The 25,197-nt window shown below is 67.3% G+C and carries 25 protein-coding genes, 1 tRNA gene and 2 pseudogenes; 16 read left to right on the forward strand and 12 right to left on the reverse strand.

Annotation, left to right across the window (positions count from 1 at the left end):
• From VLF18_RS01135 to VLF18_RS01145, 3 genes and pseudogenes are all read left to right on the forward strand, one after another.
• Positions 1-484: pseudogene (locus VLF18_RS01135) on the forward strand (NIPSNAP family protein); the annotation flags it as partial.
• 378 nt (positions 485-862) lie between these two features.
• A complete protein-coding gene (locus VLF18_RS01140) occupies positions 863-2,236 on the forward strand; it encodes an MATE family efflux transporter (protein ID WP_325277776.1) in 1,374 nt (457 codons plus the stop codon).
• Between the two features lie 118 nt (positions 2,237-2,354).
• Positions 2,355-2,852 (forward strand): hypothetical protein, encoded by a 498-nt coding sequence (locus VLF18_RS01145; RefSeq protein ID WP_325277777.1) that lies wholly within the window; start codon positions 2,355-2,357, stop codon positions 2,850-2,852.
• Positions 2,853-2,901: 49 nt separating this feature from the next.
• Here the strand turns inward: VLF18_RS01145 and VLF18_RS01150 are convergent, their stop codons facing one another.
• Positions 2,902-5,064 carry a di-heme oxidoredictase family protein gene (locus VLF18_RS01150; RefSeq protein WP_325277778.1) on the reverse strand — a complete coding sequence of 721 codons (2,163 nt, stop codon included), beginning with the start codon at positions 5,062-5,064 and terminating at the stop codon, positions 2,902-2,904.
• 323 nt (positions 5,065-5,387) lie between these two features.
• On the opposite strand from VLF18_RS01150, the gene VLF18_RS01155 reads away from it, so the two are divergent.
• The 3 genes from VLF18_RS01155 (at position 5,388) to VLF18_RS01165 (ending at position 7,666) form a co-directional block, all read left to right on the forward strand.
• Complete coding sequence (locus VLF18_RS01155) at positions 5,388-6,086, forward strand: alpha/beta fold hydrolase (RefSeq protein WP_325277779.1); 699 nt, start codon at positions 5,388-5,390, stop codon at positions 6,084-6,086.
• Between the two features lie 244 nt (positions 6,087-6,330).
• On the forward strand, positions 6,331-7,035 hold the full coding sequence (locus VLF18_RS01160; RefSeq protein ID WP_325277780.1) for a histidine phosphatase family protein: 705 nt from the start codon (positions 6,331-6,333) through the stop codon (positions 7,033-7,035).
• Positions 7,036-7,261: 226 nt separating this feature from the next.
• Positions 7,262-7,666 (forward strand): VOC family protein, encoded by a 405-nt coding sequence (locus VLF18_RS01165; RefSeq protein ID WP_325277781.1) that lies wholly within the window; start codon positions 7,262-7,264, stop codon positions 7,664-7,666.
• Between the two features lie 54 nt (positions 7,667-7,720).
• Here the strand turns inward: VLF18_RS01165 and VLF18_RS01170 are convergent, their stop codons facing one another.
• The 4 genes from VLF18_RS01170 to VLF18_RS01185 form a co-directional block, all read right to left on the reverse strand.
• Positions 7,721-8,701 (reverse strand): M28 family peptidase, encoded by a 981-nt coding sequence (locus tag VLF18_RS01170; RefSeq protein WP_325277782.1) that lies wholly within the window; start codon positions 8,699-8,701, stop codon positions 7,721-7,723.
• A 228-nt stretch (positions 8,702-8,929) separates the two neighbouring features.
• The gene (locus VLF18_RS01175; protein WP_325277783.1) at positions 8,930-9,973 is read right to left on the reverse strand and encodes an NAD(P)-dependent alcohol dehydrogenase; all 1,044 of its coding nucleotides are present in this window, start codon (positions 9,971-9,973) and stop codon (positions 8,930-8,932) included.
• Between the two features lie 156 nt (positions 9,974-10,129).
• Positions 10,130-10,420, reverse strand: a complete 291-nt coding sequence (locus VLF18_RS01180; protein ID WP_325277784.1) for a hypothetical protein — start codon at positions 10,418-10,420, stop codon at positions 10,130-10,132.
• Positions 10,417-10,578, reverse strand: coding sequence for a hypothetical protein (locus tag VLF18_RS01185; protein WP_325277785.1), 162 nt, complete (start codon positions 10,576-10,578; stop codon positions 10,417-10,419). Before VLF18_RS01185 ends, VLF18_RS01180 begins: the two co-directional genes overlap by 4 nt.
• A 59-nt stretch (positions 10,579-10,637) precedes the next feature.
• Between VLF18_RS01185 and VLF18_RS01190 the strand changes: the two genes are divergently transcribed.
• The 3 genes from VLF18_RS01190 (at position 10,638) to VLF18_RS01200 (ending at position 12,722) form a co-directional block, all read left to right on the forward strand.
• Positions 10,638-10,841, forward strand: a complete 204-nt coding sequence (locus VLF18_RS01190; protein ID WP_414717169.1) for a hypothetical protein — start codon at positions 10,638-10,640, stop codon at positions 10,839-10,841.
• 460 nt (positions 10,842-11,301) lie between these two features.
• A complete protein-coding gene (locus tag VLF18_RS01195) occupies positions 11,302-12,018 on the forward strand; it encodes a hypothetical protein (RefSeq protein ID WP_325277786.1) in 717 nt (238 codons plus the stop codon).
• 194 nt (positions 12,019-12,212) lie between these two features.
• On the forward strand, positions 12,213-12,722 hold the full coding sequence (locus VLF18_RS01200) for a DUF1993 domain-containing protein (protein ID WP_325277787.1): 510 nt from the start codon (positions 12,213-12,215) through the stop codon (positions 12,720-12,722).
• 112 nt (positions 12,723-12,834) lie between these two features.
• Here the strand turns inward: VLF18_RS01200 and VLF18_RS01205 are convergent.
• From VLF18_RS01205 to rplM, 3 genes are all read right to left on the reverse strand, one after another.
• Positions 12,835-12,908 (reverse strand) — tRNA-Gln (locus VLF18_RS01205).
• A gap of 72 nt (positions 12,909-12,980) precedes the next feature.
• Positions 12,981-13,373, reverse strand: coding sequence for a 30S ribosomal protein S9 (gene rpsI, locus VLF18_RS01210; protein WP_325277788.1), 393 nt, complete (start codon positions 13,371-13,373; stop codon positions 12,981-12,983).
• 20 nt (positions 13,374-13,393) lie between these two features.
• Positions 13,394-13,822, reverse strand: a complete 429-nt coding sequence (gene rplM / locus VLF18_RS01215) for a 50S ribosomal protein L13 (protein WP_325277789.1) — start codon at positions 13,820-13,822, stop codon at positions 13,394-13,396.
• A 143-nt stretch (positions 13,823-13,965) separates the two neighbouring features.
• Here rplM and VLF18_RS01220 point away from each other — a divergent pair, with 143 nt between their 5' ends.
• Together VLF18_RS01220 and coq7 are read left to right on the forward strand one after the other, a co-directional pair.
• The gene (locus tag VLF18_RS01220) at positions 13,966-15,237 is read left to right on the forward strand and encodes a (Fe-S)-binding protein (RefSeq protein WP_325277790.1); all 1,272 of its coding nucleotides are present in this window, start codon (positions 13,966-13,968) and stop codon (positions 15,235-15,237) included.
• A 22-nt stretch (positions 15,238-15,259) separates the two neighbouring features.
• Positions 15,260-15,910, forward strand: a complete 651-nt coding sequence (gene coq7 / locus VLF18_RS01225) for a 2-polyprenyl-3-methyl-6-methoxy-1,4-benzoquinone monooxygenase (RefSeq protein WP_325277791.1) — start codon at positions 15,260-15,262, stop codon at positions 15,908-15,910.
• Between the two features lie 19 nt (positions 15,911-15,929).
• Here coq7 and VLF18_RS01230 read toward each other — a convergent pair whose 3' ends face one another.
• Both VLF18_RS01230 and speD read right to left on the reverse strand, forming a co-directional pair.
• Positions 15,930-18,500, reverse strand: a complete 2,571-nt coding sequence (locus VLF18_RS01230; protein WP_325277792.1) for a S8 family serine peptidase — start codon at positions 18,498-18,500, stop codon at positions 15,930-15,932.
• Positions 18,501-18,655: 155 nt separating this feature from the next.
• The gene (gene speD, locus VLF18_RS01235; RefSeq protein ID WP_325277793.1) at positions 18,656-19,447 is read right to left on the reverse strand and encodes an adenosylmethionine decarboxylase; all 792 of its coding nucleotides are present in this window, start codon (positions 19,445-19,447) and stop codon (positions 18,656-18,658) included.
• A 237-nt stretch (positions 19,448-19,684) separates the two neighbouring features.
• Here speD and crp point away from each other — a divergent pair, with 237 nt between their 5' ends.
• From crp to VLF18_RS01260, 5 genes are all read left to right on the forward strand, one after another.
• Positions 19,685-20,389 carry a cAMP-activated global transcriptional regulator CRP gene (crp, locus tag VLF18_RS01240; RefSeq protein WP_414717170.1) on the forward strand — a complete coding sequence of 235 codons (705 nt, stop codon included), beginning with the start codon at positions 19,685-19,687 and terminating at the stop codon, positions 20,387-20,389.
• A 67-nt stretch (positions 20,390-20,456) separates the two neighbouring features.
• A complete protein-coding gene (locus VLF18_RS01245; protein WP_325277794.1) occupies positions 20,457-21,116 on the forward strand; it encodes a haloacid dehalogenase-like hydrolase in 660 nt (219 codons plus the stop codon).
• Between the two features lie 67 nt (positions 21,117-21,183).
• Positions 21,184-21,846 carry a DoxX family protein gene (locus VLF18_RS01250; RefSeq protein WP_325277795.1) on the forward strand — a complete coding sequence of 221 codons (663 nt, stop codon included), beginning with the start codon at positions 21,184-21,186 and terminating at the stop codon, positions 21,844-21,846.
• A 56-nt stretch (positions 21,847-21,902) separates the two neighbouring features.
• A complete protein-coding gene (gene rnt / locus VLF18_RS01255) occupies positions 21,903-22,562 on the forward strand; it encodes a ribonuclease T (RefSeq protein ID WP_325277796.1) in 660 nt (219 codons plus the stop codon).
• A gap of 52 nt (positions 22,563-22,614) precedes the next feature.
• Positions 22,615-22,896 (forward strand): zinc ribbon domain-containing protein, encoded by a 282-nt coding sequence (locus tag VLF18_RS01260; protein WP_325277797.1) that lies wholly within the window; start codon positions 22,615-22,617, stop codon positions 22,894-22,896.
• On the opposite strand, the gene murD is transcribed toward VLF18_RS01260, so the two are convergent.
• Together murD and VLF18_RS01270 are read right to left on the reverse strand one after the other, a co-directional pair.
• The gene (murD, locus tag VLF18_RS01265; protein WP_325277798.1) at positions 22,897-24,270 is read right to left on the reverse strand and encodes a UDP-N-acetylmuramoyl-L-alanine--D-glutamate ligase; all 1,374 of its coding nucleotides are present in this window, start codon (positions 24,268-24,270) and stop codon (positions 22,897-22,899) included.
• Positions 24,257-25,197, reverse strand: a pseudogene (locus VLF18_RS01270) (endonuclease domain-containing protein); the annotation flags it as partial. The gene murD and the pseudogene VLF18_RS01270, both read right to left, overlap by 14 nt.

Here is a 25,197-nt window from a genome sequence, read left to right on the forward strand (position 1 = left end):
GGTCTGGAAGGCGCATCGCGAAGCCGCGAACGCGACGATGATCGATTCCGACAACGTGCTGCTGCTGCGTCCCGCCGATGCCGGTTCGCGCTTCGAACTCGCCGGCCGCGCGCGTCCCGCAAACGATGCCGCCGATACGAACGCGATGCTCTTCGTCGCGACGATCCGCTATCTGCGCGAACCGGCGACGCCCGCGCTGCTCGAGCTCATGCGCACGCGCGTCGAGCCGCGCTGGCGCGACGGCGGCGCCAGACCGCTCGCGCGTTTCGTCACCGAATCGGCGGAAAACACGTTTCGGCGCCTGCCCGTGCGCGCCGGCGAAAACGTGCTCGTGACGTTCGCCGCCTTCGTCGACGAAGCACAGCATCGCCGCTTCCAGGCGTCCGACGCGTTCCGCGACAGCGAAGCGGAACTTCAGCCATATCTCGCGCGCGCCGGCGAAACGCTGCGTCTGCAGCCGACGCGGCGCTCGCTGCTGCGTTGACGTATTGCAGTGACGCCGGTTGGGCTGAGCCGCAGGCGAAGCCCAACATCGAGGTGAACCCGCTCGCCGGACGCACGGCGAAACGATGGCTCCGATAGCGAAGCGGTTGGTCTTTTCGGAATGCGATCTTTCTTCGACGGATGATCGCCGCGCGTGACGACCTCGGCGTTGGGCTTCGCCTGCGGCTCAGCCCCGCCTACGAATCGGCTGCCGAAGCGCTCCATCTGGCGTCGCAGCGACAGTGCGTCGCGATGCGGAATTCGGTGAAACGGGCATGCGGGGCCTACGAAGATCATTTTATCGCGCAGATTTGCAGTTCTGGCAAACGCGCCGCGTGCGCGCTACCGTGCGCCGCCTCGACTGCCGACGGACACCGCGATGAAAGACCTCACGCAAGGCTCCATTCCGGGCCACTTGCTGCGCATGGCCGCACCGATCGCGATCGGCATGCTGTTCCAGATGCTCTACGTGCTGATCGATCTCTACTTCGTCGCGCAGCTCGGCGATGCCGCGGTGGCCGGCGTCGGCACCGCAGGCAACGTGCAGTTCATTCTGATGGCCGTGACCCAGGTGCTCGGCGTCGGCACGATGGCATTGATCGCGCAGGCGGCCGGTCGCAAGGACCAACACGACGCGAACCTCGTGTTCAACCAGAGCCTGCTGCTGGGCCTGATCTGCGCGGCGCTCACGCTGATCGGCGGCTACGGTTTCGCCGACCTCTACATCGGCACGCTCGGTGCCGACGCGGCGACGATCGCCGCGGGCAATGATTATCTCTACGGCTTCCTGCCGGGCATGGCGCTGCAGTTCGCGCTCGTCGGCATGGGTTCGGCGCTGCGCGGCACCGGTATCGCGAAACCCACGATGGTCGTGCAGGTGCTCACGGTGATCCTCAACGCGCTGCTCGCGCCCGTGTTCATCGCCGGATGGCTGACCGGCAAGCCGCTCGGCGTGTTCGGTGCGGGACTCGCGAGCACGCTGTCGGTCGCCGCGGGCGTCGCGATGATGATCTGGTACTTCGTGCGGCTCGAGCACTATGTGCATTTCGACCGCACGCAGTTCGCGCCGCAGCTGCCGGTCTGGAAGCGCATCCTCGCGATCGGGCTGCCGCCGGGCGGCGAGTTCGCGCTGATCTTCGTCTACATGGGCGTCATCTACTGGCTGATCCGCGATTTCGGCGCCGCGGCGCAGGCCGGCTTCGGCATCGGATCGCGCGTCATGCAGGCGATCTTCCTGCCCGCGATGGCGATCGCGTTCGCAACGGCGCCGGTAGCCGGCCAGAACGTGGGCGCCGGCATCGCCGCGCGCGTGCGCGAAACATTTCGCTCCGCCGCGGCGATCGGCGCCGTGATCATGCTGGCGCTGACGCTGCTGTGCCAGTGGGCGCCCGAAGCGCTCGTGCGGCCGTTCACGCACGAGGCCGACGTAATCGCCTACGCGGTGGAATTCCTGACCGTGATCTCATGGAACTTCATTGCGTCGGGGCTCATTTTCAGCGCATCGGGCATGTTCCAGGCGCTCGGCAACACGATTCCCGCATTCGTTTCGAGCGCGACACGAATCGTCACTTTCGTCATTCCGGCAATCTGGATGTCGCAGCAGTCCTGGTTCGAGCTGCGCCACCTGTGGTGGCTGTCGGTCGCGACGCTCGCGCTGCAGGCCGTGATCAGCTTCGTGCTGCTGCGGCGCGAGTTCGACCGGCGCCTGCCGCTGCTGCAGCCGCGCACGGCGGCCGCGAACGCCGACGCATGAGCGATCCGCTGCGCATCGGCGCACGCGCCGTTGCGCGCCTTGCGCGTTGCGCCGCGGCAACCGCCGCGGCGCGACGCGGCGACGTATCGTGCGCGCACCTTCGCGCCGGAGCCTCGTCATGTCGTTCGTACTCGAATCACGTCCGCGCCGGCCGCTGCTCGCCTGCGTGCTCGCCGGGTTCATCGCCGGCAGCCTCGACCTGCTCTACGTGTTCGTGTTCCACGGCGTGCGCGGCGTCAACCCCGGACGCATCCTGCAATACATCGCGAGCGGCCTGCAGGGTCCTGCGGCATTCCAGGGCGGCGCCGCGAGCGCCGCGCTCGGCGCCGCCGCGCACTATTTCATCCTGATCGTCGCGGCAGGGATGTACCTCGCTGCGAGCCGGCGCTGGCAGTGGCTCGTGCGCGAAGCCGCGATGGCCGGCGTGCTGTTCGGCACGGCCATCTACGTGGTCATGCGCTTCGTCGTCGTGCCGCTGTCGGCCGTGACCGTCGGCACGAGCACGACGCTGGCCCAGGTCACGAACTTCCTGATGCACCTGTTCGTGATCGGACCGGCCATCGCGCTTGCGCTGCGACACTGGGCCTGGCGTCGCGCAGCGGAGCGCCTGCAGTAAAGCCGCAGAGCTGACGCAGCTTTACTTTGTCTCGTTGTTGCTTTTTGCTTCAGAGCGAATCGAGGAACGCGATCAGCGCCGCACGGCTCGTCGCCGGCAAGGTACGGAACGCTTCACGGCTGGCCGACGCTTCGCCGCCGTGCCACAGGATGGCTTCGGGCAGGTCGCGCGCGCGGCCGTCGTGCAGCAGCCGGCCGTGACCGTTGACGGCGTCGCGCAATCCGAGCCCCCATAGCGGCGGCGTACGCCATTCGCGATTGAGCGTGCCCGAGGCGAGCAGACGATCGGCGAGCCCGTCGCCGAGATCGTGCAGCAGCAGGTCGGTATACGCGCGGATGGTCTGTCCGCGCAGTTCCGCGAGCGGATGCCGATAGCCGGTCTGCAGCGTCGGCGCGTGACAGCCGCCGCAGCCGAGCTGATGGAAAACGGCTTCGCCCGCGACGACCTGCGGCAGCTCCACGGTATCGGGACGGCGCGCCGGCGCACCGGTCATCTGTACGTATATCGTGATCAGCGCGAGATCGGCATCGGTCAGCGTGCCGGCGTTCTGCGCCTGCTGGGTGCAGGCAGTCTGCGACGGCGTGCAGTCGAGCGTGGGCCGCAGCGAGGATTTCACGCCGATCTCGGCGCGCAGCGCCGCGGCCGTGAACTGACGCAGGCTGGCCTTGTCGGCCTTCCAGCCGAAGCGCCCGATCTGCGGCAGGCCGCCGGTCGGCACGAGCGCGACGCGGCCCGAGATGCCGTCGCCATCCGCGTCGTTCGGATCGTGCCGCTGCAGCAGCGTCTCTTCGTCGACTGCTTCGAGCAGCCCGAGCCCGGCGACCGTCTGCGGCATGCGCGCGGAGTGGAACGCGATCGCGCGGCCAGGCGCATCCTGCGCCTGGAACGCCGATGCGAAGATGCGATCGTCGCTGTCGACGAATTCATAACCCGGTCGCTGCAGCACGAATGGCTGGCCGTCGCCGTAGCTGCCGGGTTCGTCCGCGAACGTCACGCGCGCAATCGGCTCGACGGGTATCGATACCGCGAGCGAACGCGGCTGCAAGGTATCGCCGAACAGCGCATGCGGCAGCGGCAGTCCGTTCGCGTCGGCGACGCCCGAGGACACTTTCACCGCGAGCGTCTGCAGCGGCTGCCCGTTCGCCGGTGCGCTGCCGCGGCCGTTGTGCACGTGGCACGCGATGCACGATTCCTGCACGGTGAGGCCGCCGGCCAGTCCGGCCACGCCCGTGTGCGCCGGATTGCCCGGTTCGAAATGCGCACCGCTGCGGAACGAACTGTGAAACAGGCGGCGTCCATGGAGAAACGCGTTGTGCGTGTCCCAGCGGATGTTCAGCGCCTCGCGGAAGAACGCCGTGTAGTCGGCGATGCCGCTGTCCACGACATAGGTGTCGTAGTTGCCGAGACCGTCGAGGATGCGGTGCGTGACGACCTGGTTCGCGTCGTTGCGGTAGGTCAGCAGGTCGCCCTGCTGCGCGATCACGGCCGATGGCGCGACGGTTTCGCCGGCGCGCACGAACGGCGCGGTCGCCGCGCCGCCCGCGGCGAGCTTCGCGTTGAGCACCTCGTCGCCGTCGATGTAGAGGCCCGGATGGCCGATGCGGAAGCGGTAGGTGTCGGTGTAGTAGACCGTCTGCCCCTGCACGACCGGGTCGCCCTGGAAGATGCCCAGGAACTGCTGGAATTCGACTTCCATCCAGTCGCCGACGCGCAGCACGCCGTCGCTGCCGGCATGCGCGTTGCGCGTGATGCGGCAGACCCACTTCTGGCCGGTGCCGTCGGGATTCGCGACCGCGACCGGCGTCGGATTGAACGTCGCATTGTTGTTGAACGCGGCGCGATACGGATTGCCGTAGGCCGAGCGGCACTCGGGCTGGCGCCAGTGCGCGTATTGCGGCGAGTAGTAGATCTCGATGACATTGCCGCCGGCGGCGACGCGATCGTGGATCTCGAAACCGAACGTGCGGTGCTCGTGGTAGCGGATCGGAAAGGTATAGAAAATGTGTTCCGACTCATGCCGCGACCGCGCGCGGCCGCTGCCCCAGGTCACGATCGTGCCGTCGGGCTCGGTGCGCCAGTTCACCGACTGCGCCGGCGTGTAGGTCGTCGCGAACAGCGGCGCGAACGGCGGCGCCGTGCCGTCGACGGCGGCGGACAGGCTGGCGCTGGACAGCAGGCCGGCCGCGAGCAATCCGATGCGCGATGAGATCATGTGCGTTCCCGGCCGCCGCGACGGCCCTGCTTCCCCGCGAAGACGGACGGCGGCGCAACCCGTCGACGATAGCGGTCGCGGAGCGGTCCGGCCTCCGCATGCGCATGAACGGACGGATCGGTCCGACGAAGTGTCCCGGGCCCGCACGGCGCGCGTGACGGCGGTCACAGACCGTCAGAGCCCGCGCGCAGACGCGCCGTAGTACCTAAGTACAGCTTCGCGCATCACCGGGCGCGACTACGCTGGCCGGCAATCATGCCGCCGCGAACGGCGCGCGGCCGCGTCAGGGGAACAATCGCCGGCACTCACCGGGAGGCTCCACCATGATCCGCTACGTTCGCGCGGCCCTCGTCGCGTCGTTGCTCGCCTGCATCATCCAGCCCGCGGCCGCGATCTGCGTCGACAGCGTCGTGCTCGTGCACGGCAACAGCGGCTCGCCGCAGGATTTCGACAACACCTATGTCGAACTGCGCGCGCGCGACTACACCGACGCACAGATCCTGCGCCCGAACTGGGGCAGCAAGACCTGTCCCGCCTGCAACGATCACAGCGGCAGCGAGGAAACACCGGTCGCCAACGCGCTGAACCAGGCCATTGCCACGTCGTGCACCGGCAAGATCGACGTCGTCGGCCATTCGATGGGCGTCACGCTGGCGGCACGCGAGATCCTCAAGCTCGGCCTCGCCGCGAACGTCGAGAGCTTCGTCGGCATCGCCGGCGCCTATCGCGGCCTCTGGAGCTGCGGCATGTATCCGTACAACGTGCCGACGTCGACCTGCGGCAGCAACGGCCTGTCGGTTTCGAGCCCGCTGCTCAACGGCATCTACGGCAAGAAGCTCGCCGCGCGCACGTACTCGATCAAGTCCTACATCGACGAAATCGTCTGCTCGAGCGGCACCTGTCTCGTCTACGGTCTGCATTCCTCGTCGATCGCCGGGGAGAACGCGAGCTACACCTATCCCTACTACCACTACCAGTTGCTCTGGTTCACGCCGATCGCGCAGGCCGATCTCATCGACTGACACGGCGCCGGCGCAGACTCGCGCCTCGCCGTCACCCGTTGCTCACCTGCCGTGCAGCGCGCATCGCGCGCGCTGCACGGCACGGCGCGGACGCGGCCTGCAGATTGCAGGGGCCGCCAACGCAGGAATCGCACGATCCGCGTTCCGCCGCGTGGCACGGCGGTTGCTCCATGTTCGCCATAACCGCCGTCACTCGTTCAACGCGACGACCGGAATCGTCGCGCCATGCTCACAGGAGGAGCCGATGTACCCGTCCGATACGACCGCTGCGACCTTGCTCGCGTGCCGCCATGGCCAGAGCCTCGGCAACGTCGTCCGCGCCGACGCCGAAGCGAGCGGCCGCGAAGATCTCGGCATCGCGCTCGCCGACGACGACCTGCCGCTGACCGAACTGGGTCACGAGCAGGCCGCTTGGCTCGGCCGCCTGATCCTCGCGCTGCCGGCAGCGCACCGTCCGACGCGGATCCTCTGCTCGCCGTTCCGGCGCGCGCTCGAAACCGCGGAAGGCATCATCCGCCACGCCTACGAAGGCAGCCGCATCGCCTTCACGGTCGACGCGCGCCTCAAGCCGAAAGCGTTCGGCGTCATCGGCCATCTGACGCGCAAGGGTGTAGCCGTGCGCCATCCGGAGCTGGCGGCGCAGCGCGAGCGCGTCGGCCGCTTTCATTTCCGGCCGCCCGGCGGCGAATCGCGATGCGACGTCGTGCTGCGCGTACAGCGCGCGCTCGAGGACATCCGGCTGCGCCATGCCGGCGAACGCGTGCTGCTCGTGACGCACCAGATCGTCATCAACGCGATCGACCATCTGCTCGGCACGCCCGACGGTGCGCTCGCGAACGACGACGACGGCTGGGTGCCGAACGCACGGCTCTATGCGTTTGCACTTGATCGTGCGGCGGCGGAAGCGGTCCCGGCGCACAGCGTTGTCGAGACGGCCGAGGCGGCCTGAACGGCGGTTCGTTCTCTTTCGTGACGAGTGCCCTGCTCGTGCGCCTCGATGTTGCGGTCCGCCCGGTGGGCTCACCGCAACCCACCTCACATTCCGAAATATTTTTCCCCGACCGTGTCGATTCCGGTCGGCGTCGTTCGTCGTCTCTACGCAATCTGGCCACGGGCCGGCGCGCAGACCGGCACGACCGGTACTCTCCATCCACGTTCGCAAAAGGAATACGCCGATGAGCACCCAGATCTTCGTCAACGTCGCGGTCAAGGATCTCGACAAGTCCAAAGCCTTCTTCCGTCAGCTCGGTTACGACTTCAACGCCGACTTCACCAACGACGACGGCGCCTGCATGGTCATCAGCGACACGATCTACGTGATGCTGCTGCGCGAACCGTTCTTCCAGACCTTCACCGACAAGACGATCTGCGACGCGCGCACGCATGTCGAAGTGCTGACGGCGCTGTCGGTCGACAGCCGCGCGAAAGTCGACGAAATCATCGAGAAGGCCGTCGCCGCCGGCGGCACGACACCGCGCGCGCCGCAGGACTACGGCTTCATGTACAGCCGCTCGTTCGACGATCTCGACGGCCACACCTGGGAATTCGTACACATGAGCGGCGAGCCGCCGAAGGAGTGAGCGCCCTGGGCGCCGCGCCGCCGAAGGGCCGGGCACGACGAGCGCCGCGCACGCTCAGCGTGCCGGCGCCTGCCGCGTGATCGCGTACACGCCCTGCACGATCTTGGCCATGCGCGCGTAATCGAGCTTTTCCGCCGTATCGCCCGCACCGTGGTAATTCGCGCTGCGCAGGAACGCGGTGTCGGTGATCATCAACGCCGGAAAGCCTTCGTCCCAGTAGCTCAGGTGATCGGAGAAATCGATGCCGGGCAACAGCGCCGGTGCGTTGATCGAACGCACCGGCAGATCGGATGCGCCGAGCAGGCTCGCCTTGACGCGCCGCGTCGCGGCGAAACCGCCGAGCCGTCCGACGACCGCGATGAAATCGGCGCGGTCGCCGTAGAGCCAGCGCATGGCCGGTATCGGATAGGCCTGGCTGCCGGGCGCATCGTCGAAGTGACCCAGCGTTTCGAGCGACAGCATCAGCTCGATGTCGCGCCCGGCCTCGCGCAGCGCGTGCGCATGCCGCGCCGAGCCCATGTCGCTGCTGCGGAAATGCGGTGGCTCTTCGAGCGTATACGCGACGAGTTCGACCGGTCGCGGCGGCGGATGCGTCGCGAGCAGCCGCGCGAGTTCCAGCAGCACCGCAACCCCGCTCGCATTGTCGTCGGCACCCGGCGTATGCGTCTGCGGCGAAAATCCGGCTTCGCCGACGCCGCGCGCCACATCGGCATGCGAGTCGTAATGCGCGCCGATCACGAGCAGCGGACCCTCGCGCGGACCGAAACGCGCGATCACGTTGCGATAGGTCATGCCGTCGACTTCAACGGCCTGCGATTCCGTCGCAACGCCTGCGTCGGCGAAGGTCCGCTCGACATAGCGCGCCGCCGCCTCGATGCGTTCCGGCTGGTCGTAGCTGCGCGGAAACAGATCGACGCTGAGCACGCGCACATGACGCTCCAGCGCCGCAGGCTCGACCGCCGGCGGCTGTGACGGCAGCGGCGCCACGAACGGCTGCATCACGAAACCGAGCAGCGCGGCGCAAACGACGACCACAGCGGCCGTCGTGCGCAGGACTCGCGTGCGGAGCTTTGGTTTTCCAATCGCGGCAGGAGCGGTCATGCAGCGGCCCGCACGCGACGACACCACGCGGAGTGACGGATTTCGCTCCACAAACAACCGTGCTGCCTCGACATGCGCGCTCCCTGCAGTGAACGCGCGCAGCCTAGCATGCGGCCGCGAAGGCCCGACGATCGTGCGTCGTCGGGCCGTCGATTGCCCCGATCAGCCCAGCGTCGCCATGTCGATCACGAAGCGATAGCGCACGTCGCTGCGCGCGATGCGTTCGTAGGCGCGGTTCACTTCGCCGATCGCGATCGTCTCGATGTCGGCGACGATGTCGTGCGCGCCGCAGAAATCGAGCATTTCCTGCGTTTCCTTGATCGATCCGATCGCCGATCCCGCGAGCGAGCGGCGACTCATGATCATCGGGAACGCGTTGACCGGCACCGGCTGCTCGGGCGCACCGACGATGACGAAGGTGCCGTCCACCTTGAGCAGGTTCAGATAAGCGTTCCAGTCGATCGGCGAGGACACCGTGCAGATGAGCAGATCGAACTGGTTCGCGAGCGTCGTGAACGTGTCCGGATCGTTGGTCGCGTAATAGCGGTTCGCGCCGAGACGCAGGCCGTCGTCCTTCTTCGACAGCGTCTGCGACAGCACGGTCACGTCGGCGCCCATCGCATGCGCGAGCTTCACGCCCATGTGCCCGAGGCCGCCCATGCCGACGATCGCGACCTTCTTGCCCGGACCGGCATTCCAGTGGCGCAGCGGCGAATACAGCGTGATGCCGGCGCACAGCAGCGGCGCGGCCGCGTCGAGCGGCAGATTCTGCGGAATCGACAGCACGTAGCCTTCCTTGACGACGATCGAATCCGAATAGCCGCCGTAGGTCGGCGTCGTACTGCCGCGCTCGAAGCCGCTGTAAGTCAGAACCAGTCCCGGCATGTACTGCTCGCGATCGACGTCGCGATGCGCGCACGTCGTGCACGAATCGACGAAGCAGCCGACGCCGACATGATCGCCGGGCTTGAACTTCGTGACCTTGCTGCCGACCGCCGTGACGACGCCGGCGATCTCGTGGCCAGGCACGAGCGGATACACGCTCATGCCCCAGCCGTTGTCGACCATGTGGATGTCGGAATGACAGATACCGCAGTAGCGGATCGCGATGACGACGTCGTCGTCATTGGGCTCGCGGCGCTCGAACGTGAACGGAGCGAGCGGCGCCTTCGCGGCCGGCGCCGCATAACCTTTTGCCAAAGCCATTGCGTGACTCCTCGTTTCGGGGTCACGCATGATCGCGAGTCGCGCAGCAAGGGCGGTAACGCATTGCTGCGCGGTTCTTGCCCGATCCTGCATGAACGGCGGCGGGCGCCCGCGCGCGCGGAAACGTAGCGGCGCCCCGCAGGAGCAGTAGCCTCCTCACCGCACCGCGCGCAAACCCCAGTTGCCGAACACGCCACGCACGACGAGCAGATGCAGCGGCACGAGATACAACGCCGTCGTCACGATGTCGGCAACCGTGTGATAGCGCTGATACAGACACAGGCCGAGATAGGCCAGCACGAGCCCGCACCAGAGCCACCAGAGCCACCAGAGCCGGCGCCACGCCGCAATCAGCACGGCCGTGAACATCAGCGCGACGGAAGCATGCGTGCTGTAGTCGAGCCCGAACGCCGGCCAGAAGCCGAAGCGGTTGTCCGCGAACATCATGCCGTAGGCCAGCGCGAGCCCGAGCGCGAATACGCGAACAGCTTGCCCGCGACGCCAAAGCGCCGCGCGAACAGATGCACGAGGATCAACAGCAACGCTGCGATGCCCCGCGCCGGCACGAACGCATCGGCGATGCGATCGAGATTCTCGTAGCTCATCCAGTCCAGGGGCAGCAGCAGTCCCGACCGGCCGTGCGCGACGGCGAAGGGCGGAGTCTATGCGGACCGAAGCGCACGTCGCGCGCGGCGAACTCGTCGCACTGTTCCGCGAGTGGCAACTGGAACCGATGCCGCTATACCTTGCGTTTCCGCCGAGCCGCCACGTCAGCGGAAAGCTGCGCGCATTCATCGAATGGGTCGTCGCGCTCATGGAGCGACGCGTGCCGGTCAGGCGCGGCAGATCCGTGCCGCGCCGACGCTGATGTCACGGCCCGCAGCCGGCGCAACACGCTGCGACGAACTCAGAACCGCGCCGCAACGAACGCGCGAGTTCCGTCGAGTGGTCTCGATCGGCATGTTTTTCCCTGCGCGGTGAAACAACGGGCGAGAACGCGTTGCACAGGAGACGATGGAGTTCGCGCGTCGAACCTTCCAGGCCGACCGCGCACGATATTCCGCGGGCGACGCAAGCGAGCCGTTTGCCGAATCACGCAGGCGCGCGGACCGGATAGCGACGGTGGCGGGACGATCGGCCAAGCCACCCGCCTACTCCGATCGTCATGCGATGCGGTCACGCTACTGCGCTTCCAAACCGACCCAGGTCAGTCGCGCGCGTTAGATACAAATACACAAACGGATACGCATGCGTGCGTCCTGAAAGTCGCTGAGAGCATGCGGGCAGTAGCGCCACTAACACGGACTTTCGACAACCGGATAGCACTCGTGTCAGACACCAAGACTCGCCTCACCTTCCTGCTGACGTTCCCGCCCGTGCTGCTCGCAGCGGCTTTCGTGTGGGGCACGGTCTACCATCAGACCCTGCTCAGCGAATGGGGCCTCAGCGCCGCCGATTTTCCGATCAGCCCGCAGCAGACCTATCTCTACGCGTTCCAGGTCGCCATCCACGTGGCCATCGCGCCGTTCTCGTGGCTCGAACAAGGTTTTCCGGGATGGGCCTGGTGGGCAACTCTGGGGTTTGCTCCGCTGTCGTTCGGGCTGGCTTGGTTGTCCACGCGCGCATGGGCGAAGCAGGCGCACACTTGGCTCAACGACCGCGAAGCAGCCAAACAGCGTGCTGCCAGCGTTCCTGAAGTCTTGCGTCGGGCACTCGCTCTGTTCTTCTCCCTCGTCGGAACGCTGGCTGCACCACTCCTGTTTTCGCTATGCCTGTCGGCAATCGGAATCCTGCTGATCGGGCCGCCGTTGTGGGCTGCGAACGATCATGCGGACAAGACCTGGAAGAGCGAGGAGTACCGGAAGTGGCGCGAGGTCTCCTGGAAGGACGACGCCGGTGTGACGCAGACGGGTTTCGAGATTCGCTGCTCGGAGCGCGCATGCGGCGTCTTCCAGAACGGAAAGACATTGATCGTGCCCGCCAGCCAGATCAGATATCTCCCGGTCACTCCGGCGGTTGCGAAGGCAACCGGCAAGCGACCGTAGGTACCGCATCGTTGCGGAATCGCCTGCCGGTCGAAGGTGAACCGCAGGCCGGTGATCTACGCCGGTCCTCGGGCCGCAAGACCGAAGCGCGCGCAGGTGTTGCAGCGATATGTGCGCGTCACGTACGAAACCGCGCACTATCCGCAATCCCGCCCACCGATCCTTACGTCGCACACTCACCGCCAGGAACTTCCATGACCGTTTCCCTGTACACCGCTTCCGTCCCCGTGTTCCAGCAGATGCTGGGCAGCCTCGCCGATGTACTCGCCAAGGCGAAGGCACATGCCGACGAGAAGAAGATCGAACCGGCAGCGCTGCTGCAGACGCGCCTGTATCCGGACATGTTCCCGCTGACGCGACAGGTCCAGATCGCCTGCGACTTCGCACGCGGCGTCTCGGCACGTCTCGCCGGCGTCGACGTCCCGAAGAACGAGGACAACGAAGCGTCGTTCGACGACTTGCAGGCACTGATCGAAAGGACCCGCAGCTTCGTCGCGAGCCTTGCGCCCGAGCAATTCGAAGGCGGCGAGACGCGCGAGATCGTGACGCGCCCGGGCACGCCGAAGGAAAAGCGCTTCACGGGCAGCGCGTACCTGCTGACCTACGGGTTGCCGCAGTTCTTCTTCCATGTCACGACGAGCTATGCGCTGCTGCGGCACAACGGTGTCGATATCGGGAAGCGGGACTACATGGGGCTGAAGTAACACGCCTTCCGACAGCAGCCCGCGCCGTAATCGCGGGCTGGCTGTTCCGTTCGATCGCAGCCTACGCGGCCGCAAAACAAAAAACCCCGCACAAGGCGGGGTTTTTTGTGTGTGGCTGGGAGACTAGGATTCGAACCTAGATAAACGGAGTCAGAGTCCGTTGTCCTACCGTTAGACGATCTCCCATCAACTGGACGCAGCGCGCGCTCTGACCTCGTGCGTGCTGCGTTCGGGGCTTCCTGCCCCGGTGAAACGGTATTAGCGCTTCGAGAACTGCGTGGCGCGGCGTGCCTTGTGCAGACCGACCTTCTTGCGCTCGACTTCGCGGGCGTCGCGGGTCATGAAACCTGCCTTGCGCAGCGGCGACTTCAGGCTTTCGTCGTATTCGGTCAGCGCGCGGGAGATGCCGAGGCGGATCGCGCCGGCCTGGCCCGTGGTGCCGCCGCCTTCAACGGTCACGAGGATGTCGAACTTCTCGGTGACGTTCAGCAGTTCGAGCGGCTGACGCACGATCATGCGGGCGGTTTCGCGGCCGAAGAACGTGTCGAGGGTCTTGCCGTTCACCACGATGTTGCCGGTGCCCGGACGCAGGAACACGCGAGCGGCGGAGGTCTTGCGACGGCCGGTGCCGTAGTTCTGTTGCAGTGCCATGTGCTCTATTCCTGCGGAATTCAGATGTCCAGCGCCTGCGGCTGCTGGGCGGTGTGCGGATGCTCGGCGCCGGCGTAGACCTTGAGCTTGCGGTACATCGCGCGGCCCAGCGGGTTCTTCGGCAGCATGCCCTTGACGCCGATCTCGATGACGCGCTCCGGATGGGTAGCGAGCATGTCCTTGAGCGAGGTCGACTTCAGGTTGCCGATGTAGCCGGTGAAGCGGTGGTAGAACTTGTCGTCCAGCTTCGCGCCCGTGGTGTGGATCTTTTCGGCATTGACGACGACGATGTAGTCACCGGTGTCGACGTGCGGAGTGAACACGGTCTTGTGCTTGCCGCGCAGACGCAGCGCGATTTCGGAGCACAGACGGCCCAGCGTCTTGTTGGTCGCGTCGACGACGTACCAGTCGCGCTTCACGGTCTCAGCCTTCGCGCTGATCGTTTTCATGACAAAAAAACCTTGTGCCAGAAGGGGCAGGGAAAGGCGCGGGATGATAGCGGCACATTCCGAGGGCTGCAAGCCCCGGGCGCTACGTTCCGGCCTTGAACCCGGCAGGCCGCCGGGGGGCGCGAATGCTAGCATGATCCGGCATGTCTTCAATCCCCCCGGGCCCGAAAACGGCCATCGAACTGCTGACGCTGGCCGACCAGTGCGTGCTCTGCGGACTCTGCCTGCCGGCCTGCCCGACGTATCGGGTCGGCCGCACCGAGGTCGAATCGCCGCGCGGGCGCATCGCGCTGGCGCGCGCGCTCGCGAACGGTTCGCTCGAGCCCGAACCGGCCACGGCGGCGCATCTCGATCATTGTCTGGGCTGTCTTTCCTGCGAGCGCGTCTGTCCGTCCGGCGTGCAGTACGGCCGGCTGATCGATCTGCACCGGCAGGCCACTGCACCACCGCCCGATCGGCGGCAACGCCTTATCTATGGACTGATCGCGCGGCCGCGCCTGCTGCGGGCGCTCGCTCAGACCGGACAGACGTTGCGGTTGTCGAAATGGCTGAGCCCGCTCGCCCGGCACCGTGCCGCGCGCCGCAACGGAATCGCCCGCTGGATCGCGGCGATTCCGCCGCTGCCGGGACTGGGCGGACTGCGCCCCGGCGAGACGACCGGCGAGCGCGGCCGCATTGGCCTGTTCCTCGGCTGCGTCGCGTCGGCGTTCGACCGCGATACGCACGCCGCCGCGCGAAAGCTTCTGAACGCGCTCGGCTATCGCGTCGTCGAGCCAGCGGCGCAGGGTTGTTGCGGCGCGTTGCCGCAGCATGCGGGACACGGCGACACGGCCGCGATACTGGCCCAGGCGACGCGCACCGCGTTCGTCGAGGCCGGCGTCGACACGGTCGTCGTATCGGCGTCGGGCTGCTACGGCAGCCTGCGCGATCACGCGCTGGCCGGCAGCGGCATCGCGGTGCGCGAGATCGTCGACTTCATTGCCGAGGATGCGCTGTTGCCCACGCTGTCGTTCTCGCCGCTCGCCGTGAAGGCCGCGCTGCACCGGCCCTGTTCGCTCGACAACGTCGTGCGTGCCGGCGCCGCGCCGCGCGCGGCGTTGACGCTTGTTCCACAGTTGGAACTTGTCGATCTGCCGCAGCAGCCACGCTGCTGCGGCGCCGGCGGCACGCATTTCCTGCAGCATCCCGAGATTGCCGATCCGCTGCGCGACGAGCGGCTCGACCAGCTCGCAGCGCTCGACGCCGACCTGCTGCTGACCAGCAACATCGGCTGTCGCCTGCATCTGGCGAACGGCCTGCGCGCACGCGCGCGCGCGATCGACGTGCTGCATCCGCTGACCTTGCTCGCACGCCAGTTGAAAACGCCGGCCGCTCGCCCTACTCCGCCACCGCCGTCGCGCGACGGCCGATCCTGATTCCCGCCTCGAGGCAACGCTCATGTTCACGCGCCGCTACAGCCGCATCGACCGCCTTTTCGATCAGATCGAGCACGCGCTCGGCACCACACTCGGCGCGCGCGCGCATGCGGCGCGCCCGAACCCGGCCGGCGACCTGCCGATCGCCGAACTCGACGACGCCGAGCGGCGCCATGCCGCCGGCCTCATGCGCATCAACCACACCGGCGAGGTCTGCGCGCAGGCGCTGTATCTCGGCCAGGCCGCGGTCGCGCGCGACGAAGCGACACGCATGCAATTGCTCGAAGCCGCGCAGGAGGAAACCGATCACCTGTCGTGGTGCCAGGACCGTCTGCAGGAACTCGACAGCCGCGCGAGCGTCTTCAACCCGTTCTGGTATGCCGGCGCCTACGCCATGGGTCTCGCGGCCGGACTGCGCGGCGACGGCTGGAATCTCGGCTTCGTCGTCGAGACCGAGCGCCAGGTCGAGGCGCATCTCGACGAGCATCTCGAGCACACCGGGCTGCCGGCGCAGGATGCGCGCAGCCGCGCGATCGTCGCGGTCATGAAGGACGACGAAGCGCGCCATGCCGAGCACGCGCTCGCGGCCGGCGCACGCCGGCTGCCGCGGCCGATTCCGGACCTCATGCGCTTCGCCGCGGCAACGATGAAAACCGTCGTCTACCGCCTCTGATAGCGCTCCGCGCCGGCCGTCACGGCAGGCAGGCACTGAACGCGCTGCGGAAGATGTAGTCGCTGTTGCCCGTGATGCCGAACGTGTCGCTGTTGTCGCTCGTGCGTCCCGCGGCGCTGGCGGTCAGACGCAGATTCGAACCCGGCGTGTAGAGCGCGACGTTCGTGAACGTGGCCACGCCGTTGACGACGGTGACGGGACCGCCGCCGTGCACGGGGCTGGTCGTACAGGTCGAGCGCGTCAGTTGCACCTGGGTCGCGTTGTCGCTGGTCACGAGATTGCCGCCGTTGTCTTCGACGCGCACAGTGATCGCCGGCATGACAGCGCCGGCCTGCACGGTAGAGGGCTGCTGCGCGAACGCGAGCGTCGTCGGCGCGCCGGTCGTCACGTTGAACGACGCGCTCGTGGCCGCGGGCAGCGTGCCGCCGGTCGCGCGCAGCGTGTAGCCGGTGCCGCCGAGATTGATGCGCAGATTGCTCCAGGTCGCTACACCCTGCACGAACGACGCGTTGCCGCCGTTGCCGAGCACCGCGCTGCCGCCGTTCGGGTCGTGGCCGATCGCGATCGAACCCGCCGCGAGCAGACCGTTCGGCACGAGCAGGCCTTCGTCGTCGAGCACGCGCACTTTGACGGCCGGCGTGATCGCTGCATTCACCGCGGTGTTGACCGGCGCCTGCAGGAACGCGAGCGTGTTTTCGCGCTGGAAACGCAGGCGGCCGTAGCCGTACTGATAGTCGCGCCCGGTCGTGCCGAGATCGTTGCTGCCGGTCGCGGCCAGCGTGCGCAGCGGCATCACGATCCAGGTGTCGAGTTGCGCCGCGGTCGTCGGGATGCCGTTGCGCTGCATCAGCAGCGCGGCCATGCCGGCGACGTGCGGCGTCGCGGCCGAGGTGCCGGTGAAGCTCGTCGCCGGAATCGGGTTCGTGCCGCCGACGCCGTAGCTCACCGTGCTGACGTTGTCGTAGCTCGCGACGTCGGGCTTGAGATTGGGATCGCTGCCCGGACTCGTCGACGGCAGTCCGCCGCCGGCCGCGAGCACCGGGCCTTCGGAACTGAACGGCTCCTGCGGATTCGTGCCCGCGGTCGCGACGTTGATCGCACCGATTGACAGCACGTTCGGCGAATCGGCCGGAAAGCCGAGACTGCGCGCGGTCACGCGCGTGTCGAGCGGGATATTCGTGAACAGTTCCAGATTTTCGCGCGTGGTCGTGCCGGCGACGCGCATGACGGCGACGCCGAACACGGCGCTGTTGGCCGGGCAGCCGCTCGTGCTGCCGCTCGCGGTAAACACGACCTGCTCCTGCGGCGTCTGCCCGGCGCCGCCGTTCTGCAGGAACGTCGACTGCGCGACCGGCAGCGATTCCCAGGTCGTGCCGCTGGTCGCACGATAGAGATAGAGGTCGTAGTTGCGGTTGGAGCCCGGCGAGACCCAGTTGTTCCAGTACAGGTCCACCGCGATCGTCTCGCCCGCCGGAATGCAGTACGCCGTGCCGGAGCCGTTGCCGAACGCGTTGAAGCGCGTGTTCGAGCCGGCCCAGGTGTGGAATGCGGCATTCGGCGAAGTCGCCGACGTGAACAGACCGTCCCAGTGCTGCTGGCGCTCGTTGCCCGCCGCGTTCACGACGAGCACGCCGCGGTTGCGCGCCCAGCCGGCCGCTTCGGCGATCGAACCCGGCAACGCGGTGCCGTCGCCCTTGCCGTCGAGCGGTGCGCCGAGCGATGCGGAGATGATCTGCGCGCGCACCGATCCGGACGATCCGCCGGTATTCGTCAGATTGGCCGCATCGAGAATCGCGCGGCGCCAGTCGCCGACGGTGATCGTGTCGTAGGCACGGAAGTTCGCGCCGGTCGCGACGTCATACGCGATTTCGAGCGTCGCATTGCCGTGGCGCACGTTCATGCAGCCGAAGCTCGACGGCGAGCACTGGGCCGGCGGCGAAGCGAAGGTCTTGTAGTCGAGCAGCGTGACGCGCGCATCCGGCGGCCAGTCCTGCGAGGCCTGCAGCGAGTTCACTTCGTTGCCGTTGTTGTCGAAGCTGTCGATCATCGCGATGACGATGCCGCTGCCATTGAGCGCGGGCGAAGCCGACTGCCACAGATTCGCGCGTCCCGCGGCAACGCCTTCGCTCGTGCGGTTGCCGATCAGCGGCCGCACGAGTCGCGCCGGCGCGATGCTGACGACGTCGGCGTCGCGCGCGAGGTCGTGGAGCCGGTCGCGCGCGATGCTGGCTTCGACACGATCGACCGCCAGCACATTGCGGATTTCCGCGGAGGCGCGGGTCAACGCCTGTTCGGCCCGCTGCAGACCGGCATCCGCGCGGAAACGCAGTTCGACGAGAACGCGGTCCCCGGCGCTCAGCGCGGCCGGCAGCCGCGCCGCATCGCCGGCCGGATCGGCGCGCAGCTGCGCGTGGATCTTGCGCGCGACGTCGTCGGCATCGTCGACCGGAATGACGGCTGCCTCGACCGTCGCGGCGTCCGCGGGCTCGAGCGTGAGCAGGGCGTAAGGCTCGGCCAGCGCGGGCAACGTGGCGAGCGCCGCGAACGGGGCGGCAAGGCAGGCGAAACGGCGAAACGAAGCGCGCGACATGGTTCGAGAGGCGGCGACGGAGATGGCGCGGATGCTAGCAGCGGTCCCGTTCGCCAACCGTAAACCGGATTCAGGTTTGGGTGCGAGGCGCTCCCCGATTCCCGCCCCCGACGAAAAAACCCGGCCGGGGCCGGGTTTTTGTTCGGAGCGACAGCTCAGCTGAGGTTGCGACCGTGGAACAGCTCTTCGATCTCGTACTTGAGCTGCTGTTCGATGCGGATGCGTTCCTTGAACGACAGGTCGGACGCATTGGCTTCGAACAGGTAGGTGTCGAGCAGGAACTCCTTCACGTGCATCTTCGTGTGGAAGATGTTTTCCTGATAGACGTTCACGTCGATCATCTCGTAGCGCTGCTTGATGCCCTTGCTCAGGTAGTCCTGGATCGAGTTGATCTTGTGGTCGATGTAGTGCTTCTTGCCCTTCACGTCGCGCGTGAAGCCGCGGACGCGGTAGTCCATCGTCACGATGTCGGACTCGAAGCTCTCGATCAGATAGTTCAGCGCCTTCAGCGGCGAGATCACGCCGCAGGTCGCCACGTCGATGTCCGCGCGGAACGTCGCGATGCCGTTGTGCGGATGCGTTTCCGGATAGGTGTGGACGGTGATGTGGCTCTTGTCCAGATGCGCGACGACGGCGTCGGAGATGACGTCCTTGCCGGCCTGCTTCTTGTCGATGACCGGCTGCTCGGAGATCAGGATCGTCACCGACGCGCCCTGCGGATCGTAGTCCTGGCGGGCGATGTTCAGGATGTTCGCACCGATGATGTCGGCGACGTCGGTCAGGATCTGAGTCAGACGGTCGGCATCGTACTGCTCGTCGATGTACTCGATGTAGCGATCGCGCTGTTCCGGCGTCACCGCGTAGCAGATGTCATAAATATTGAAGCTGAGCGCCTTGGTCAGGTTGTTGAAACCTTGGAGCTTCAGACGCGGGAGAGGCTTGACCACGGCGTAATACCTCGCGCAGGCCGGGGTGGGGGAGGAAAGGGCGCGGATTATGGACCATTCGGGTTACGGTTTACACAGCCGTCCCGGGATTCGTTAAGCCGTGCCGCTTTCGACTAAGATGCGGGCTTGCGCGGACGGACGCTTGGGGACCCGCCGCAATCCACGGGGCCGGGAAAGGCCGCAGACATCAGCCGCAACGGACGCACGCGGCTCGCAGAGGAATTGGGGCATCCGGGCATGCAGAAAATCGCCGACTTTCGTTACAACCTGCAACAGGCCGTCAACAAGGTCCAGGCACCACCGATGCTCGTGCCCGACCGCCAGGCCATGGAGCGGTTCCTGGGCCAGTGCCACCGACGGCGCTACCCGAGCAAGACGGCGATCATCCGTCCCGGCGACTCGGCCAACATTCTTTATTACATCATCGACGGCTCGCTGACCGTCCTGACCGAAGACGAGGAAGGCCGCGAGCTCATCCTTGCCTATATCAACCGCGGCGAGTTCATCGGCGAGATGGGCCTGTTCGTCGAAACCCCGCGCCGCGAAGTCATGGTCCGCTCGCGCACGCCGGTCGAGCTCGCCGAAATCAGCTACGAGCGGCTGTTCCACCTGTTCGAGACGTCGCTGTCCGCCGAATGCCCGAAGATCCTGTTCGCGATCGGCTCGCAGCTGTCGAACCGCCTGCTGCACACCTCGCGCAAGGTCAGCCGCCTCGCCTTCATGGACGTGACGAGCCGCGTCGCCAAGACGCTGATCGACCTGACCGAAGAGCCCGACGCGATGACCCATCCCAAGGGCAGCCAGATCCGCATCTCGCGCCAGGAGATCAGCCGCATCGTCGGTTGCTCGCGCGAAATGGTCGGCCGCGTGCTCAAGCAGCTCGAAGACCAGGGCATGATCACGGTGACCGGCAAGACCATCGTCGTGCTCGGCACGCGCTGACCATCAGCGCGCCCGCATTTGCGCGAACGCCGCCGGCGGCGTTCGCGTGCGATTTCCCGACATCGCGATGACCGCCACCATCGTCTTCGACTTCGACGGCGTGCTGCTGCGCGGAGACAGCTTCGCCGGCTATCTGCGCTGGCGGACGCGCGCGCGCCGGCGGCGCGTGCTCGCCGCGCTGCCGATGCTTCCGCTGCTGCCTTTGATGCGCCATCCGCGCACCCTGCCCTGGGCGGCACGCGCGTTCACGCGGGCGCTGACGGTCGGCCTCGACCGCCGCCGCTTCGAAGCGGAGATCGACGCGTTCTGCGCGATCTGGCTCGCGGGCGAAGGCCGCGTCAATGCGCCGCTCGTCGAGCGCCTGCGCGCCCATGTCGCGGCCGGCGACCGCGTATTCGTCGTCAGCGGCACGGCGCAATACCTGCTCGACGGACTGCTGCGCGAACTCGGCGTGACCGGCGTGACGGCCGTCGGCTCGACGATCGAGTTCGGCCGCGCGGGCCTCTACGCGCGCCGGCACACGTTCGGCGCGACCAAGATCGCCGTGCTGGCCGAGTTCGGCGTAATCGCGCCCTGGGCCGTCAGCTACAGCGACAGCTATGCGGACCTGCCGATCCTCGCCGCGGCGCAGCGCGCCGTGCTGGTCGAGCCCAGCGCCGCGCACGAGCGCCTGCTGCGCGACGCGCTCGGCGACCGGATCGAACTGATCGCGCGTGCGCCGGCGTGATCTCGCGCGAAAGCGAATACCGCATCACCCGGTCCTGTTGCGCAATCTCCGCCAAGGGCCGCCCCGCATGTCCGCCATCGCCCGCCTCGTCACTCTCTGGGACGCGCTGACCGCGCGACTGCAAGCCGCGGCCGAAGTCGTGCCGCCGGCCGTGCTGCGCCTGATCATGGGCTGGGAATTCTGGGAGTCGGGCCTGGAAAAGCTGCGCGGCGACAACTGGTTCGCCGACATCCAGCAGAAATTCCCGTGGCCGTTCGACATCGTCCCGGTCGGCCTGTCCTGGGGCATCGCGACCTGGTTCGAGATCATCGGCGGCGTGATGCTGTGGCTCGGCCTCGGTACGCGCTTCTTCGCGTTCTCGCTGATGTTCCTGACCTTCGTCGCGACCGCCGCGGTCCACTGGCCGGACATGTGGACAATGTGGAGCGACCTGCTGGCCGGCTATTCGATCAGCAACAGCGGCCACGGCAACTTCAAGCTGCCCTTGCTGTTCGTCGTCATGCTGCTGCCGCTGATCTTCGGCGGCGCGGGCAAGCTGAGCCTCGATCATCTGATCGCGCGCCTCGCCGGCGCCCAGCGGCCGATCGTCGCCGTCGGCGACTTCTGGAGCGCGTCGATCGCGCTCGCCGTGATCGGCCTGCCGTTCCTGATGCTGATTCCGCTGCTGGGCGTCGTGCTGCTGGGCGCATCCGCGGCGCTCGCCGTCGCCGCACGCATGCTGCGCGCCTGAACGAACGCGGGCGCGTCGCGATGGGCGCAGCCGGCGGCATCCGGTATCCTGCCCGCATGTCCGAATCCACCCCTGTCAGTTACGCGCAGCGTTTCCGCGGTTTCCTGCCCGTCGTCGTCGACGTCGAAACCGGCGGCTTCGATTCCGATCGCGACGCGCTGCTCGAGATCGCGGCCGTCGTCATTCGCATGGATGCCGAGGGCTGGATGCATCCGGAACCCGTGGTTTCCACGCACGTCGTGCCGTTTCCGGGCGCCAACATCGACCCGCGCGCGCTCGAGATCACCGGTATCGATCCGACCCATCCGTTCCGCGCCGCGCTCGACGAAAAAGAAGCGCTCGACCACATCTTCCGGCCCGTGCGCAAGGCCATGCGCGACGCCGACTGCCAGCGCGCGATCCTCGTCGGCCACAACGCGTCGTTCGACCTCGGCTTCCTGAATGCCGCGATCCGCCGGACGGGTCACAAGCGCAGTCCGTTCCATCTGTTCAGCTGCTTCGACACGGCGACGCTGGCCGGCCTGGCCTACGGCCAGACCGTACTGTCGAAAGCCGTGACGGCGGCCGGCTTCGAGTGGGATGCGAACGAAGCGCACTCGGCCGTGTACGACACCGAGCAGACCGCGCGGCTGTTCTGCAGCATCGTCAACCGCTGGAAGGCGATGGACGATGTCTACCGCCGCAGCGCCGAGGCGAACGCCGGCGTCGCCGCTTGAAGCACGCGCGGCGCGCCCGCATCCTCGCGACACTCCTTTCGCTGCAACCGTCATGCCGATCTACGAATACATTGCGCAGGACCGAGGCTGCCCACGCTGCGAGGCCGGCTTCGATCTGCTGCGAAAGCTCAGCGATGCGGACGTCGTTGCCTGCCCCGACTGCGGCGCTCCCGTGCAGCGCCGGATCTCCGCACCGAACACCATCATCGGCAACAGCCACCTGACCAGCGAAGGCCACGCGGCGAAGCACGGCTTCACGCAGTATCGTCGCGCCGGCGGCGGCGTCTACGAAAAGACCGCGGGCAAGGGCCCGGATTTCATCAGCGGCGACTGATCAGGCGATGCCGAGTCCTTCGATCGCAGCGATCGACTGCGGATCGAAGCCGGCGAGCTGCGTGAACGCACGGCCGCGATCCGCATAATCGTGGAACTGATCGAAGCTCGGCGCGCCCGGCGACAGCAGCACGACACCGCCCGGCGGCGTCCATTCGCGCGCGAGCGCCACGGCTTCCGCCAGCGCGACGCAATGGCCCAGCCGGTAGTCCGTCGGCGCCGCGCCGAGCTGCCGCGCGATGCGCGTGCCGCTCGCGCCGAGGCAGATCACCGCAACCGGCGGGCGCCATTCGACATGGCGCTGGAATTCGGTCCAGTCGAGCCCGCGGTCGAATCCGCCGACGAGTACGCTGACGGCCCGGCCTTCGAGGCTGCGCAGCGCCTCGATCGTGGCCTGCGGCGTCGTCGAGATGCTGTCGTTGACCCAGGTCAGGTTGTCCTGCTCGCCGAGCGTCTGCAAGCGGTGCGGCAGCGGCTGGAAGGTGCGTGCCGAGGGCAGCGCCGCGCGCGCGTCGAGGCCGAGCGCGTCGACGACGGTCAGTGCGGCGCAAAGATTCAGCGCATTGTGCTCGCCGGCCAGCGGCAGCCGGCGCAGGTCGAACACGCGCTCGTAGCCACGCATGATCATGCCCTCGGCGACGTGCCAGCCGGCGACCGATCCGAACACGCTCCGGCGCGGATGCGCCGTGGTCCGGGCGACGAGCTCGTGCTGCAGCGCGTTGACGACGAGCGTCGATGCGCGCTCGGCGAGCACGAGCTTGTCGGCGACGTAGCGCTCGCGCGAGCCGTGCCAGTCGAGGTGTTCCTCGTATACGTTGTTGATCAGGCCGACATCGAGCCGGTCGGCGTCGCCGGTCTGAAAACTCGACAATTCCACAACCCAGCAATCGACGGCTTCCGGCGTGTCGATCAGTTCGAGCAGCGGCAGCCCGATGTTGCCGGCCAGCGCGACGCGCTGACCCAGGCTGCGCAGCAGATGCGCGATCAGCGCGCTCGTCGTGCTCTTGCCCTTGGTCCCGGTCACGCCGACGACGCGTGCGAGCGGGTTCTCGCCGAACCACAGCGCCGTGGCCGAGGTGAACCGCACGCCGGCCGCGCGCGCTTCGACGATGGCCGGCAGGTAGGCGCTGATGCCTGGCGACTTGATGACGACGTCGAAGCTCCAGAGCAGCCCGGCGTACGGTTCGACGGTGACGTAGTCGAGCGCGTCCTGATGGAACGCGCGCGCCTGCTCGGCCTCGGCCTCGGCCTCGCTGCAGATCAGCGCGAGACGCTGGCCCGGCAGACGGCGGCGCAGCACGGCGAGCGTCGCGCGGCCCTCGCGGCCGTAACCCCAGATCGCAACGCGTTTTTCCGCGAGATCAGCAAAACGCATCGACGATTCCGGCAAAGCGCGTCGGCAGGCCGTGCGGACCGTCGGGCTGCAGCAGCGGCGCGAGCGCGAGATCGGCCGCGTCGAGCTGCGGCAGCACGACGCTGCGGAAGCGCGCGACGAGCGCGTCTTCGCGCCACTCGGGCCGCTGGCTCAGCGCATACAGCGCGGCGCGCGATTCGCGGCCCTCGCCGACGCATTCGAACGGCTTGTGTTCGTGGAACTCGAGCAGCGCGTCGAAGCCCTGATGCTGCGATTCGTCGTCGAGCAGGTTGCGGCCGAAGATGCCGAGCAGGCGCGGCTTCGGCAGGAACGGCGCGAGCGCGAGAAATACAAAGTGGCATTTAGGACATTGTCCGCACCAGCGATCGGCCGGACGCGGACCGAGGATGCGGAAATTGCGATTGCAGCTGGAAAACACCGCGTCGTAGCGCGACTCGCGCGCGAACAGCCGCGTCACGGCGAGTTCCGACAAAGGCCGCAGCAGCGAGAAATAGGCAAGGTCCGCCGCCACGTGACCGCGCAGCCAGGCTGCGAGCGACCGCTCGAACTCCCAACCCTTGCTCCACTGGTGATTGACCGACTGCCCGTCGTATTCGAGCGTCGCGCTCGACGCCGAGCGTTCGTTGGAGAACACGATGCTGTCGTAACCGTAGAGCAGCGCGGCGACCGCGAGAATGGCGGAGTTGATCGCAGTGACCGGAATATGGCCGTTCCAGGCGCCGGCCTTGTTGTACTCGAACAGTTCGGGCGCGAGCTGGCGCTGGATGTTGAGGCCGGGCAGTCCGGTCGCGACGACGCAGGCCGCGATCAGCGGCGAGTTGCCGACCCAGGCCGCGGTCGCGTTTTCGCCGTGGCGCTTGAGCAGTTCCGCCGAAACCAGCGAATCCTTGCCGCCGCCGATCGGCAGCAGGCTGCGCGCCGGCAGTC

Origin of the sequence: Tahibacter sp., from assembly GCF_035481375.1 — a bacterium.
Lineage (GTDB): Bacteria > Pseudomonadota > Gammaproteobacteria > Xanthomonadales > Rhodanobacteraceae > Tahibacter.